The organism is Janthinobacterium salmonicoloratum (genome assembly GCF_051380845.1).
Lineage (GTDB): Bacteria > Pseudomonadota > Gammaproteobacteria > Burkholderiales > Burkholderiaceae_D > Janthinobacterium > Janthinobacterium lividum_F.
The window spans coordinates 64,629-78,553 of the sequence record NZ_JBNYXV010000004.1 but is presented as its reverse complement, the minus strand read 5'-3'; the positions used below and the strand labels follow the sequence as shown (position 1 = coordinate 78,553).

Genomic DNA, 13,925 nt, shown 5'->3' with positions numbered 1-13,925 from the left:
ATTATTTTCAAGTTCTTTAATTTGTTTGAAATATTATGTTTTTTATAGCTTGAAAGATTGTATTTCTATATTGTAATTGGTGTTCTTGGAGAATATTTTTTTTCGACTTTATTCTTGGTTTTATGGCTGTTTGTTGACTTCTGGTAACGCAATTTTTTTATATCAGGTGTATAGTTGTGAAAAGGAAGTATGAGGAGTGATATTTAAGTACGGTGAATAAGGATGATGCACTTTACTTTTTTATACGGCAGCCTGGCAAGTTCGATAAGGTTGCAGTGTCGCTCCCGCTTATATCCGATTATTCTAGTGCAGGAGCCAATAATGATTTACAAGAAGTCTTTTTTTTCCGTCGGCCTTGCGTTGACGATGAGTGTGTTTTCCGGGCCGAGCAGGGCGGACTGGGCAGAGGCGCCTGATTTATACGTCGTGCGACCAGCACCCGTGGATCGTCAGATACAGGCGCAGAATCCACCAGCCTTTGCGTGGGCGCGCTATCCCAACGGAGCCAAACCTCCCTCCTACACGCTGGAAGTGCAAAAGAACGGCGCGACGGTCGCAACGTTTACTTCGACCACTAACGTTTACTTGCCATCAAAGGCTTTGCCTATTGGCGACTATACATGGCGGGTGCGGCCCAGCACCAAGGTCGACTGGTCGACACCGCGCAGCTTTACGATCGACAGTTCGTCGCAGTTGTTTGAAGTGCCAGAGGCTGGGACGATCAAGGCCAAGGTTCTGGCGCACGCGCGTCCGCGCCAGCAGGCCACCACTTTTCTGCCAAGGTCCAAATGGACGCAAGCCATGATTACAGCGCGTGGTCCGGCCCTGACTCGGCTGAGCTCGGACGTGAGTAACCAGATTGCTGGCCAGCAATACGCGTTGGCCGTGCCGACGGATGCAAAATGGCCGTTGACCTCGACCACGCCGTCGGCGACGCGGGCTTTATATATTACGCAAATCTCCCAGTTGGTGGGCAGTACCGCCGATCAGGCTCTGGGTGCGGCGCTGCTGTATCGCATCACAGGCGAGTCGAAGTATCTGCAGGAAGCGCTGACGCGAGGCGACCAACTGGCGGCGCTGAGTCCTAGTGGCATGACGAGCTATGCCAATCACGACCTCGGATCGAACATCATCACAATGGCACTGGCGAAGGTGGCGGATTTGCTCTCTTCCGACGTGGCCAAGGACAGCGCACGCAAGGCCCGCTGGATGGCGTCGATCAACGCGCGTTTTGGAGCGCTGTACGCTGATCTCTCCACGGGTGATAGCAGGCTTGATGAACAGCCGTACGACTCCCACGGCACGGAGGCGCGCGGTTATCTGGCGCTGGTCTCGATCTTGACTTTGGGTGATATTCCCGCCGCGGATACATGGTTCGATTTTTCCTTCCGTCCCTATGTTAATTCCATCAGTGTCTGGGGCGGCCCGGAAGGTGGTTTTTCCAACGGTACTGCCTACGGTACGTACGCCGCGGATAGCATGTTGCAATTATGGCCGCCGATGGCCGAAGCCACTGGCGTGAATCTCTTCGATAAACCTTGGGCCAAGGGCTTTTCGCGCTACATGATGCATTTCCTGCCGCCAGGAGCGCCTGGTCTTGTATTTGGCGATCAGCGCGAGGGAGATATTTATAACTTTGTGCTGAAAGCTTTTGCGTCGCGCATCAAGTCGGCCGATACCGCCTGGTACGCCAAGAATATCGTAGGCGACGAATCGGACTTGATGTTGCTGCAGGCGCCGTATCCCCTGCCGGTCCAGACGGTGACGGATGCGCCGCTTCCTCCGCCAAATGCCGCCTTGTATCCGAGTATCGGCTGGGTTGCCATGCATAGCAACTTGTCCGACCGCGCACGTACTTCCGTGTATTTCAAATCCAGTCCCTACGGCTCCTATAACCATAGTCACGGAGACCAGAATTCGCTGGTGATCGATAGCGGTGGACGCCGTTTGTTGATCGAGTCTGGTTATGAAGACTATTATTATTCGCCACTGGTGATGTCCTGGTATCGCCAGACCAAGGCCCACAATGCGATCACCTTTAATAATGGTGTTGGCCAGATCATCGATCAAAACACTCAGAATCTGAGCAAGAATGGCAAGATCACGGCGTTTTCCACGACGCCAACACTTGATTATGCCGCTGGCGATGCGACGGCTGCCTATGGCGGCGCCCTGAGTTCGGCCGTGCGCAAGGTATGGTATCTGCGCGGACAGGATGCGGTGGTCGTGGTCGACAAGCTGAGCGCGCCGACGGCGCTGTCGTTTGAATGGAATCTGCATGCGGGTGGGCCGATTCTCAAGGAAAGTTCGACCGCTGTGAAGATTAGCAAAGTCGACCGCACGCTGTGTATCAGTTCCCTGGGCACTGAAAAAAATGGCTATCAAGTCCGCACAGGACCGCCGCCAAAGCCGGGCACGACAGAAGACCATGGTGCCTTCGTCAAGACGGGGACGGCGAAAGCTGCCGAATTTATCGTGTTGCTTGACGTGGGATGCAAGCGTCCAAAGACGACGCTTACGACGACGCAGACGGGCAGGGTTCTGAAGGTGGGAACGCAGACGATCACGATACCGAACTGAAGAAGTGACGTTCATACAGGCACTGTCATGCAGTGCCTGGTTTGATAAGCCTGCGGCGTGCCGCAGGCTTTTTTTTTAATCTGATAACAGAAATCGCTCGATTTCTTCCCCTGGGCTGCTGCTACGTTCCAGGCGCTCATTGGCCTGGCGGATCTGGTTGCCGAGCGTGTTCCGGAAATCTGCGTCTTGCAGGGTACGTAGCAGTGCGCTGTGCATGGCGTCGGCGTCGTCCTGGGGGACGAATCCCCCGTAATCGCGGCCCAGGTAGGCTTCGATCGCTTCATGACGCGTCGCAATCAGCGGTTTGCCGTTGCGCAGTACGCGCAAAAGCACGCTCTGGCCGCAGGCCTCCCCTTGATTCTTCAAGGGCATGGCTACGACCCGGCTGCGCGCCAAGAGTGCTTCAAATTCTTGTTCAGCAATATCCCGGTGCACCATGACATGGGGGTGATCCGCAACATCAATCTGATTGTGCGCGGAGGCGACGATGCAGAGTGGCACATCGATATCGCGCGTCGCGCGCAATAGCAGTGCATAGTCGCGATTGGAAAAACCACCGCTGAAAATAAAGCCATCATCGACGATGCCCGTCGCATCAGCCTGGCCATCGAGTGTCTGGCGCCACAGATGGAAATGTACGTCCGCCGCCTCCATGCCGACGTCGTCGATCAGATTGCGGGCTTCGCCTTGCGAGAAGGCGATAAACCCCATGCCAGGGAAGCGCAGCCATCGCCAGGCCCGATTGACAATACGGCGCGCCCGCTGTCCATGGATGAAGCAAGCCATGACCAGCAATTTCTTGGGACGAGGCAATATTCCGAGGCGTATCATGGCAAGTATTGGCAGCGATTGCCAGCCGACCACCAGGATGCGGTCGCTGGCTGTCCACGCGCCGCGCGCTCGCAGCAAGGCTGGGGAGAACATGGACTTCAGAATGCTTTTCTTGCTGTGTATCCCTGCAGCGGCGCTTGCCGGTCCGACGCTGATCACCTGCGCACCGCGCTGACGCAAGTGATCGACCACATCGCGATAGCTGCCAGCTTGCGACAACAGAATATGCATCATCGACGCCTCGCCAAAAAGATGTAATTATCGCATTAACTGCCGCCAGAGCGTCATGTACACGTAAAAAGATGTTCTCGAGATAATTTTTTACTGATTGCTGGTATATTCAGCCAGTTTTTCCGTTGTCGTGAGCCGCTTTCGGCCCCTATCTGCATTTTCCGGCTATTTTTCTGATCGACTATGTTTCTAAAAATTCTGCAGTTCGTGCCCGAATCCTTGCCCACTTTCCGCGCCGACGTCAGCGTGTTGTTTGGCAAGTATCTGCCCCGGCATCAAGTGCTGTGCGATGTAGTCGGCAAGGCGTCTCTCGACGCCCCCGACCTGCAAGGCTTCCGCTCGGTGCGTCGGCCAGCTTACCAGCGTAGCCGGGTGCGTCGTGAGCTGGCGTATTTGTGGTTGAGCCTGAGTACCTTGCTGAAAGCGAAACGGGACGAGTGCGACGCTATCCAGGTACGCGACATGGTGCCGCTGGGCTGGCTGGCCATGCTGGTCGCCCGACGTAAGGGCATTCCTTTCTATTACTGGATATCGTATCTGATGAGCGAAGGGCGCATTGAGCGGGCGCAGGAACAGTTGCGGCACGGCGCAGGCTTGCGCAGCCGGCTGGTGCTATGGAAGGGCCAGTTGGAACAGGCCTTGTTGTACAAGGTGGTGTTGCCGCGTGCGCAACACGTTTTCGTGCAAAGTGACGCCATGCTGGCAGTGCTGCAGGCCAAGGGTATTCCTGCTCAGCGCATGACAGCGGTGCCGATGGGCGTGGATATGGAGCTGCTCGGCAAGTCGCAGCTCGCGCCGCGCCGGCCCGAAGACTGGGACGCGGTGCCGTTGGTCGCCTATCTGGGCACGCTGGACAAGGCGCGCCAGCTGGAGCGGGTGATCGACGCGCTGGCAATCGTGCGCGCAACGTCGCCTTCCGCGTGTCTGCTGTTGATAGGCAATTCACCCACGCCACACGACGAGGTCCAGTTGCTCGACTATGCGCGCCAGGCCGGACTGGCAGAGGCTGTGCGCATCACGGGCTGGCTGCCATCGGCGCAGGCGTGGCAATTGCTGGCCGGCGCCGAGGCGGCCGTGTCCTACATCCCCCGCGGGACGTTGTACGACGTCAGTTCTCCCACCAAGCTGCTCGAGTACCTGGCGCTGGGCATGCCGGCAGTGGGGAATGACACGCCTGACCAGGTATATGTACTGCAAAGTAGCGGCGCCGGCTGGCTGACGGCCAGCGACCCTGCTGCGCTGGCGCAGGCACTGAACGAAATCCTTGCCGATCCGGTTGCCGCGCGCAAACGCGCTGCCATGGGGCCTGCATTTATCGAAGCGCAGCGCAGCTACCGCGAGCTGGCCGCCATGCTGGCCAGGCGCTACCGTACCTTGTTGCCCAAGCTTCCCCAGTGATGCCAGCGGAGCCGGGGGTGTTTCTATGTCATGGGGGGCCGAACGGTCATTAAACAACAATAAATATATTTTCAAAAAATGTCGTGTTTTTGCCAACCTTGTTGCTAAGAAATAAATTATACTCGAGGATATGACTACTATCATGTTGCTTGGTCCTTCCTTGGGCGCTGTCAGTGGGGTGAGCACTCACTTGAATCAGCTGCTGCAGTCGGCGTTGCCCCGTGAGTTTCGTTTCGTGCTTTTTCAAGTCGGTAGCGAGGGCAGGACGGAATCGCTGCCGGGCAAAGTGTGGCGTCTGTTATCTAGCCCTGTCCTGTTTTTCATCGCATTGTTACGTGAGCGTCCAGCGATCGTGCATTTGAATACTTCGCTGGAGCCCAAGAGCTACTGGCGCGATGTCGCGTATCTGACAATTGCCAAGCTGATGCGTAAAAAGGTGATTTATCAGGTACATGGTGGTGCATTGCCGCAGCAGTTTTTTGAAGGAAAGCCTGTGCGTACGGCGTTGCTGCGGCGTGTGCTGCGCGGCGCCGACCGCGTTGTCCTGCTGGCGCAGGAAGAATTGCGTGCCTATCGCCGCTTTGATCCGGCCTTGAAGCTTGATGTCATACCGAATGCCATTGACATCGCCCCGGATGTCGCTCCAGACCAGGGGCGCGATATGGCACCGCTTGCTGTTGCCTATGTCGGGCGCCTTGCCGAGAACAAGGGAATTTTTGATATTGTTGAAGCGGTCTCGATCGCCGTACGCGCCGGTACTGCCCTGCGCGTGGTCATCGCTGGCGGCGGACCGGACGAGGCGCGGCTCAAGGCGCTGGTCGCGGCACATGCCCTTGACGGGGTGATTACCTTCGCCGGCGCAGTGTTCGGTGCACAAAAAGCTGGCGTGTGGAATGATGCCGACATCTTCGCTTTTCCAACCTATCACCGGGAAGGCCTGCCATATTCTTTGCTTGAAAGTATGGCGGCGCGTACCGTGCCCCTGATTTGCCCCGTCGGGGCCATTCCCGACGTCATGCAGGATGGTGTGCACGGGATATTTGTCGCACCGCATGCGAGTCAGCACCTGGCCGAGGCGATCATGTGCCTTGATCGCGATCGCAGCCTATTGCGGCGCATGGGCGCCGCGTGCAGGGCACGTGCTGTTGAACACTATTCTGTCGAGCGCCTGGCGGACGATTTCCGTCGCACGTATCACGAGTTGCTGCGCTAATTTTTCAGAGGGGTTGCCAAGCATGTGCGGTATAGCCGGATTTATATTAAATGACACGACGCTCGAGCAGCGCCCATTGCTCGATGCGATGGGTGGCGCGATTGCGCATCGCGGCCCGGACGACTCGGGCTACCTGGAAGCCGTCAGCCAGGATGGCCGCTACAAGGTCGGCTTCGTGCATAGACGCCTGTCCATCATCGACATCGCCACCGGCCACCAGCCGCTAGGCACCGAAGACGGCCAGGTGCAAGTCATCTTCAATGGCGAAATCTATAATTTCCAGCCGCTGCGCGACGAGCTGATCGCGCTGGGCCACCATTTCCGCACGGCATCGGATACGGAAACCATCGTGCATGCCTACGTGCAATGGGGCGAGGAGTGCGTGCAGCATTTCCGCGGCATGTTTGCCTTCGCCATCTGGGATGCACGCCATGAGCGTTTATTCATGGCACGCGACCCCTTTGGCAAAAAACCGCTGTTTCTATGCGAGTACAAAGGCAGCTTGCTGTTTGCCTCGGAAATCAAGGCCGTGCTGGCGTTTCCCGGTATCGCAGCCAAGGCCGACGAGGCCGGCATCTGGGATTATTTCGCCTATCGCTACGTGCCGGGCCCGGCCACTTTATTCCGGGGCATCCGCAAGTTGGCGCCAGGTTCCACGGCCACCTGGGAAAACGGCGTGCTGCGCGAGCGCGTGTACTACACGCCGCCCGATAGCCTGTCCCGCGTGGCGGCCCCGTTGCCTGCCGACCCCGTCGCCACCTTCCTCGACAAGCTCGATGAATCGGTGCGCATCCGCATGATTTCCGACGTGCCCTTCGGCGCCTTCCTGTCCGGCGGCATCGACTCTTCGGCCATCGTGGCGCTGATGTCGCGCCATGCGGGCGTGCCCGTGAAAACTTTTTCCGTCGGCTTCAAGGAGGGTGGCTTCAGCGAGCTGGCGTATGCGGCCGATATCGCGCGGCAATTTTCCACGGAACACCATGAGCTGGAAGTGTCCGTCGACCAAGTCATCGCCTTGCTGCCCGACCTCGTGCGCTTCCGCGACGCCCCTGTGGCCGAGCCGTCCGACATTCCCATCTACCTGCTGGCGAAGGAATCGCGCAAGACGGTCAAGATGGTCTTGACGGGCGAAGGCTCCGATGAAATCCTCGGCGGTTACCCCAAGCACGTGTACGAGCGTTATGCGGGCAATTACCAGATGGTGCCGGGCCTACTGCGCCGCAGCTTGATCGAACCGGCCATCGGCGCCTTGCCCTATCGTTTTCGCCGCGCCAAGACGGCCATCGTCAACCTGGGCCTGGAAGCGTTCGACGAGCGCATGCCGCGCTGGTTCGGCATGATGTCCGACCAGGAACGCTCGCGCCTGGTCGCCATGCAGCCACCGACGCGCCAGCGCGATCCTTCGCTGGGCTGCGGCAGTGCCGGCAACAGCGCCTTGCGCCGCATCCTGTGCTTCGATCAGCTGAGCTGGCTGCCCGACAATCTGCTGGAGCGGGGCGACCGCATGACCATGGCCGCGTCGCTGGAAGCGCGCATGCCCTTCATGGATCACGAGCTGGCCGCCTATGTGTCGAGCCTGCCGGACGAGTACCGCGTGCGCGGCCGTACCACCAAGTGGATCTTGCGCGAAGCCATGAAGCAACTGCTGCCGCAAGCCATCCTGGAACGGCCGAAAGTGGGCTTCCGCGTGCCCGTCAACGAATGGTTCCGCGGCCCCATGAAGGATTATCTGTACGAACATCTGACGGGCGCCGAGTCGCGTACGCGCCACTATTACCATGCGCAAGCCCTGCAGCAGGTGCTGGCGGAACACGTGGCCGGGCGGCAAAACCACGAAAAGTTGCTGTGGAGCTTGCTCACCCTGGAAATCTGGCACCGCCAGTATCTGTGAGATGTCCATGCTGAGCAACCTGTCCTGGAAACTGAACCGCTTGCGCGCCATGGGGGCACCCGAAGTGGCGCACCGCGTGCGCGATGCCGTGCAGCAGCGGCTGCAGGCGCGCGGCTATGGCCTGGCGCCTGTGCCGCCGCCTGCCGCGCGTCAGCGTTTCGGTGCTCCATGGCTGGGCTTGCCCATAGCCGCGGCACCGCATCTGGCGGCTGCCGAACGCCTCCTGGCGGGGCGCTTCGACGTCTTTGCCCTGCGCGATGCGGACCTGGGTTTCCCACCCGAATGGAACCGCGATCCGAAGACGGGCACCGTGGTGCCGCTGGGCTTTGGCAAGACGCTCAATTACCGCGATGAAGCCGTGGTGGGCGACATCAAATGTCTGTGGGAACCGAACCGCCACCTGGCCGTGGCCGACCTGGCGATGGCCTACCGCCTTGGCGGCGACCTGCGCCATGCGCACGGGGCGCAAGCCTTGCTCGAATCGTGGTGGCAGCAGTGTCCGTATCCGCTGGGGCCGAACTGGAGCAGCGCGCTGGAACTGGCCTTGCGCCTGGTCAGCTGGTCGCATGCGTGGCATTTGCTTGGTGGCATCAACAGCCCCTTGTTCCAGGGCGCGCAAGGGCAAGCCTTCCTGCAGCGCTGGCTCGACAGCATCTACCAGCATTGCCATTTCATCGCCGGCCATTTTTCGCGCCATTCGTCGGCCAACAACCATTTGTTTGGCGAGTTGACGGGCTTGCATATCGCCGCGCTCACATGGCCGTGCTGGCCGGAAAGTGCCGGCTGGCTGGCGCAGACGGAAGGCGAACTGGAAGCGCAGGCGCTGAAACAGAATGGCGCGGATGGCGTGAACCGCGAGCAAGCCATTTATTATCAGCACACGGTGGCCGATGAAATGCTGCTGTGCGTGCTGGCGGGCCGCGCGAATGGCCGGCCCCGCTCGGCCGCCTTTTTGCAACGCCTGGAAGCCATGCTGGAATTTATCGCCGCCATGACGAACGTGGCGGGCGAGGTGCCGATGATCGGCGACGCGGACGACGCGCTGCTGGCGCATTGGGACAAGACACCAGGCGCGAATCCCTACACCTCGCTGCTGGCCAGCGGCGCTGCCCTGTTCGGCCGCGCCGACTTCAAGGCCAAGGCGCGTACCTTCGACGAGAAAAGCGCCTGGCTGCTGGGCGCGGCGGGGAGCCAGGCGTTTGACGCCTTGCCGGACGCTGCGCCCGATACCTTGCCGCGCGCCTTCACCGATGGCGGCTATTACGTGATGGGTGCGCGTTTCGGTACGCCAAGCGAGGTGCGCTTGACCGCTGACGCCGGTCCGCTGGGCTACCTGGGTATTGCCGCGCACGGCCATGCCGATGCGCTGGCGCTGACCTTGTCCGTGGCGGGCCAGATGGTGCTGGTCGATCCGGGCACCTATGCCTACCACACGCAAAGGCAGTGGCGCGACTATTTTCGCGGCACCAGCGCGCATAACACCGTGCGCATCGATGGCCGCGACCAGTCCGAGTCCGGCGGCAACTTCCTGTGGCTGCGCAAGGCCAGCACGCAGTGCCTTGCCTGGCGTGACGATGCCGAAGGGCAGTTTTTGAGCGCCAGCCATGACGGCTACCTGGGCCTGAAAGATGCCGTGCTGCATAGGCGCGACGTGCGCGTGGCGCCCGGCGCCGCACGGATCGTGGTCGACGACGTGCTCGAATGCCAGGGCGCGCATGAGGTGGAGCTGTTCTGGCACTTCGACCCCCGCTGCCGCGTGCAGCTGGACGGCCAGGTACTGCGCGTGGAGGGCGACGCCTTCGCGCTGGACATGCATTTGCCGCCCGTGCCGGATGCCTCCGTGCAACTGGTCTGCGGCAGCGACGATCCGCCGCTGGGCTGGATTTCGCACCGCTTCGATGAAAAACAGGCTGCGCCTGTGTTGGTCTGGCGCGGGCGGCTGCAAGGCGCGGCCACCTTGCGCACGGAGTTTCACCTGAGTTTGGCTACCCCTGATCTGTCAGAAAATACGAGGAAAACATGAAAATTAGCATATTTGGTTTGGGTTATGTGGGTGCCGTCTCGGCTGGTTGCCTGGCAACGGATGGACACGAAGTCATCGGGGTCGATCCGAACAGGACCAAGGTGGAACTGATCAACCAGGGCACCACGCCCATCATCGAAAAAGACATCGGCGAGATGATAGCCGCCACCGTGAAGAGCGGCCACTTGCGTGCCACCTTCGATGTGCGCGACGCCGTCTTCGGTTCGGACATGTCGCTGATCTGCGTGGGCACGCCTTCGCAGCTCAATGGCAACCTGGACCTGAGCCACGTGCGCAAGGTGTGCCAGGAAATCGGCGCCGCCATCCGTGAAAAGGATACCTTCCACGTCGTCGTGGCGCGCTCGACCATGCTGCCCGGCTCCATGCGTTCGTTGGTCATTCCGACCCTGGAAGCGGCCTCGGGCAAGGTGGCCGGCGTCGATTTCGGCGTGTGCAACAATCCGGAATTCCTGCGCGAAGGCACGGCCGTCTACGATTACTACAATCCGCCGAAGACCGTCATCGGCGAATCCGATGAAAAGGCCGGCGCGCTGCTGGTGCAGCTGTATGAAAAGATGGATGCGCCGCTGGTGCGCACGGATGTGGAAACGGCCGAGATGGTCAAGTACACGGACAATACCTGGCACGCCGTCAAGGTGGCGTTCGCGAACGAGATCGGCAACATCTGCAAGGCTGTCGGCATCGATGGCCACACGGTGATGGAAATCTTCTGCCAGGATACCAAGCTGAACCTGTCGCCGTACTACATGAAGCCGGGCTTTGCCTTCGGCGGCTCGTGCCTGCCCAAAGACGTGCGGGCACTGACCTACAAGGCGCGTAGCCTGGACCTCGATCTGCCCTTGCTCAATTCCATCCTGCCATCGAACCAGAAGCAAGTGGAAAAGGGCATCAAGATGATCGTCGACAAGGGCGCGCGCAAGGTGGGCATCCTGGGCTTTTCGTTCAAGGCCGGCACGGACGACTTGCGCGAGTCGCCGCTGGTCGATGTCATCGAGTATCTGCTGGGCAAGGGCTATGAGCTGAAGCTGTACGACAAGAATGTCAACCTGGCCGCCTTGACGGGCGCCAACCAGGATTACATCCTGAACATGATTCCGCACATTTCCAAGCTGATGGTGGACAACATGCAGGACGTGCTCGATTTTGCCGACACCATCGTCATCGGCAATGGCGCGGCCGAATTCAAGAGCGTGCCGGGCAGCCTGCAGCCGCACCAGCACATCGTCGACCTGGTGCGCATCAGCAAAGAACAAAGTGGAGAACAATATGACGGCATCTGCTGGTAACACCGTGGCCGGCCAGCCGCGCCGGGTGCTGATCCTGGTCGAAAACCTGCCGTCGCCCTTCGACCGGCGCGTGTGGCAGGAGGCGACCACCTTGCATGCGAATGGCTATGAAGTGTCGATCATTTGCCCGACCGGCAAGGGCTACGAGTCGCGCTACGAAGCCATCGACGGCATCCATATCTACCGCTACAACCTGCCGCTGGAAGCGGAAGGGGCGAAGGGTTACCTGGTGGAATACTCGCTGGCGCTGTTCCACACTTTCCGCCTGGCGTGGAAAGTGCATTTCGCGCGCGGCTTCGACGTGATTCATGCCTGCAATCCGCCCGACCTGCTGTTCCTCATCGGCGGCTTCTTCAAGTTGACGATGGGCAAGCGTTTCCTGTTCGACCACCATGACATCAATCCGGAACTGTACGAAGCCAAGTTCGGCCGGCGCGATTTCTTTTATAAACTGATGGTGCTGTTCGAACGCTGGTCGTTCCAGAGCGCCGACGTGTCGATCGCCACCAACGAGTCGTACAAAAAGATCGCCATCGAGCGGGGCGGCATGAAGCCCGAGGATGTCTACGTGGTGCGCAGCGGACCCAAGCTGGACCGCTTGCGCGTGCTGCCGCCCGTGCCGGAACTCAAGAAGGGCCGCGCGTACCTGGTCGGCTACGTGGGCGTGATGGGCGCGCAGGAAGGCATCGATTTGCTGCTGCAGGCGGCGCAATACATCGTGCAGACCTTGCAGCGCGAGGATGTGCACTTCGGCCTGGTGGGCGGCGGCACGTCGCTGGAACAGATGAAGCAGATGGCGCACGACCTGGGCATCGCCGACTACGTGACGTTTACGGGGCGCGTGCCGGACCAGCAGTTGCTGGAAATGCTCAACACGTCCGATGTGTGCGTGAACCCGGACGTGGCCAACGACATGAACGACAAGTCGACCATGAACAAGATCATGGAATACATGGCCCTGGGCAAGCCGATCGTGCAGTTTGATCTGGTCGAGGGCAAGGTTTCCGCACAACAGGCATCCTTGTATGCCTTGAAGAACGATCCCATCGACATGGCGCGCAAGATCGTCGAATTGCTGGATGACCCGGCACGCCGCGAGCAGATGGGCGCGTTTGGCCGCCATCGCGTGATCAACGAGCTGGAGTGGGAATATGAAGCGCCCAAGCTGCTGGCCGCGTATGCGCGCCTGTTTCCCGCCGCCGCGCCCGTCGCTCCCGTGACCCTGAGCAAGGATGGCCGCTGAAGCGCGCCCCAACCTGATGGAGCATGTTTGACGATGAAAGCGATGATACTGGCAGCGGGCAAGGGCACGCGCGTGCAACCCCTGACCTATGATTTGCCCAAACCGATGATCCCCATCCTGGGTAAGCCCGTGATGGCTTACCTGGTGGAGTATCTGGCGCAGCATGGCGTGACCGACATCATGGTCAACGTCAGCTACCTGCATGAAAAGATCGAGGAGTATTTCGGCGAAGGCCACCAGTTCGGCGTGCGCATCGGCTATTCCTTCGAAGGCTATACGAACGATGCGGGCGAGGTCGTGCCGCAACCGCTGGGCTCGGCTGGCGGCATGAAGAAGATCCAGGAGTTCGGCGGTTTTTTTGACGACACGACGATCGTGCTGTGCGGCGACGCCTTGATCGACCTCGACCTGGAAGCGGCCCTGCGCGAGCACCGCAGCAACGGTGCGCTGGCATCCGTCATCACCCTGCAAGTGCCGTGGGACAAGGTATCGAGCTATGGCGTGGTGGTCAGCGATGCCGATGGGCGCATCCGCGCCTTCCAGGAAAAGCCGGCGCAGGCCGATGCGCTGTCCAATTGCGTCAGTACCGGCATTTATATTTTCGAGCCGGCCGTGCTGGACCTGATTCCCGCCGACCAGCCCTTCGATATCGGTTCGCAACTTTTTCCCTTGCTGGTGGCGCAAGGCGTGCCCTTCTATGCGCAAAAGCGCCAGTACAGCTGGATCGATATCGGCAGCATCAAGGATTACTGGGAAGTGTTGCAAAGCGTGCTGATGGGGAAAGTGGCCCAGTTGCACGTGCCGGGCACCCAGATCGCCGATGGCGTGTGGGCAGGTCTGAACACGAGCATCGACTGGAGCGGCGGCACGCGCATCGAGGGCCCCGTCTACATCGGCTCGGGCTGCCGCATCGAAGCGGGCGCGACCATTATCGGGCCAGCCTGGATCGGCCACGGCAGCCATATCTGCGGCGGCGCCGAAGTGGTGCGCAGCGTACTGTTCGAATACACGCGCGTGCTGCCTGGCGTGGTACTTGATGAAATGATCGTCTTCAAGGATTATAGTGTCGACCGTGCCGGCCAGATGCTTCATGTTTCCGACTATGAGAAAGATGCCTGGGGCAATGCGCGCGACCGGCGCAGCCTGCGCCGCGCGGAAACCCCGCCGGCCCTGTATGCTGCCAAATAAACTGTTTTTGAAATGAAACC

General features: G+C 59.9%; 9 protein-coding genes. 8 read left to right on the top strand and 1 reads right to left on the bottom strand.

Annotated features, from left to right (window positions below):
• The first annotated feature begins 321 nt into the window (after positions 1–321).
• Entirely contained in the window at positions 322–2,580 is a 2,259-nt protein-coding gene (locus tag ACQ4WY_RS19950; RefSeq protein ID WP_436505513.1) for a DUF4962 domain-containing protein, read from the top strand.
• Between the two features lie 75 nt (positions 2,581–2,655).
• Here the strand turns inward: ACQ4WY_RS19950 and ACQ4WY_RS19945 are convergent, their stop codons facing one another.
• Positions 2,656–3,645, bottom strand: a complete 990-nt coding sequence (locus ACQ4WY_RS19945; RefSeq protein WP_436505512.1) for a glycosyltransferase — start codon at positions 3,643–3,645, stop codon at positions 2,656–2,658.
• A 180-nt stretch (positions 3,646–3,825) separates the two neighbouring features.
• On the opposite strand from ACQ4WY_RS19945, the gene ACQ4WY_RS19940 reads away from it, so the two are divergent.
• From ACQ4WY_RS19940 to ACQ4WY_RS19910, 7 genes are all read left to right on the top strand, one after another.
• Positions 3,826–5,040, top strand: coding sequence for a glycosyltransferase (locus ACQ4WY_RS19940; protein WP_436505510.1), 1,215 nt, complete (start codon positions 3,826–3,828; stop codon positions 5,038–5,040).
• A 130-nt stretch (positions 5,041–5,170) separates the two neighbouring features.
• Entirely contained in the window at positions 5,171–6,253 is a 1,083-nt protein-coding gene (locus ACQ4WY_RS19935) for a glycosyltransferase family 4 protein (RefSeq protein WP_436505508.1), read from the top strand.
• 22 nt (positions 6,254–6,275) lie between these two features.
• Positions 6,276–8,144, top strand: a complete 1,869-nt coding sequence (gene asnB, locus ACQ4WY_RS19930; protein WP_436505507.1) for an asparagine synthase (glutamine-hydrolyzing) — start codon at positions 6,276–6,278, stop codon at positions 8,142–8,144.
• A 7-nt stretch (positions 8,145–8,151) separates the two neighbouring features.
• A complete protein-coding gene (locus tag ACQ4WY_RS19925; RefSeq protein WP_436505506.1) occupies positions 8,152–10,167 on the top strand; it encodes a heparinase II/III family protein in 2,016 nt (671 codons plus the stop codon).
• The gene (locus tag ACQ4WY_RS19920) at positions 10,164–11,474 is read left to right on the top strand and encodes a nucleotide sugar dehydrogenase (protein ID WP_425252252.1); all 1,311 of its coding nucleotides are present in this window, start codon (positions 10,164–10,166) and stop codon (positions 11,472–11,474) included. Before ACQ4WY_RS19925 ends, ACQ4WY_RS19920 begins: the two co-directional genes overlap by 4 nt.
• Entirely contained in the window at positions 11,455–12,717 is a 1,263-nt protein-coding gene (locus tag ACQ4WY_RS19915; protein WP_436505505.1) for a glycosyltransferase family 4 protein, read from the top strand. The genes ACQ4WY_RS19920 and ACQ4WY_RS19915 overlap by 20 nt, the downstream gene beginning before the upstream one ends.
• Before the next feature lie 33 nt (positions 12,718–12,750).
• A complete protein-coding gene (locus ACQ4WY_RS19910; protein WP_436505504.1) occupies positions 12,751–13,905 on the top strand; it encodes a nucleotidyltransferase family protein in 1,155 nt (384 codons plus the stop codon).
• Positions 13,906–13,925 lie beyond the last annotated feature (20 nt).

What these genes read in the sequence shown, in the direction of transcription:
- ACQ4WY_RS19950 (WP_436505513.1), top strand. Translation starts at nt 322, where the DNA reads ATGATTTACAAGAAGTCTTTTTTTTCCGTCGGCCTTGCGTTGACGATG.
- ACQ4WY_RS19945 (WP_436505512.1), bottom strand. Translation starts at nt 3,645, where the DNA reads ATGATGCATATTCTGTTGTCGCAAGCTGGCAGCTATCGCGATGTGGTC.
- ACQ4WY_RS19940 (WP_436505510.1), top strand. Translation starts at nt 3,826, where the DNA reads ATGTTTCTAAAAATTCTGCAGTTCGTGCCCGAATCCTTGCCCACTTTC.
- ACQ4WY_RS19935 (WP_436505508.1), top strand. Translation starts at nt 5,171, where the DNA reads ATGACTACTATCATGTTGCTTGGTCCTTCCTTGGGCGCTGTCAGTGGG.
- asnB (WP_436505507.1), top strand. Translation starts at nt 6,276, where the DNA reads ATGTGCGGTATAGCCGGATTTATATTAAATGACACGACGCTCGAGCAG.
- ACQ4WY_RS19925 (WP_436505506.1), top strand. Translation starts at nt 8,152, where the DNA reads ATGCTGAGCAACCTGTCCTGGAAACTGAACCGCTTGCGCGCCATGGGG.
- ACQ4WY_RS19920 (WP_425252252.1), top strand. Translation starts at nt 10,164, where the DNA reads ATGAAAATTAGCATATTTGGTTTGGGTTATGTGGGTGCCGTCTCGGCT.
- ACQ4WY_RS19915 (WP_436505505.1), top strand. Translation starts at nt 11,455, where the DNA reads ATGACGGCATCTGCTGGTAACACCGTGGCCGGCCAGCCGCGCCGGGTG.
- ACQ4WY_RS19910 (WP_436505504.1), top strand. Translation starts at nt 12,751, where the DNA reads ATGAAAGCGATGATACTGGCAGCGGGCAAGGGCACGCGCGTGCAACCC.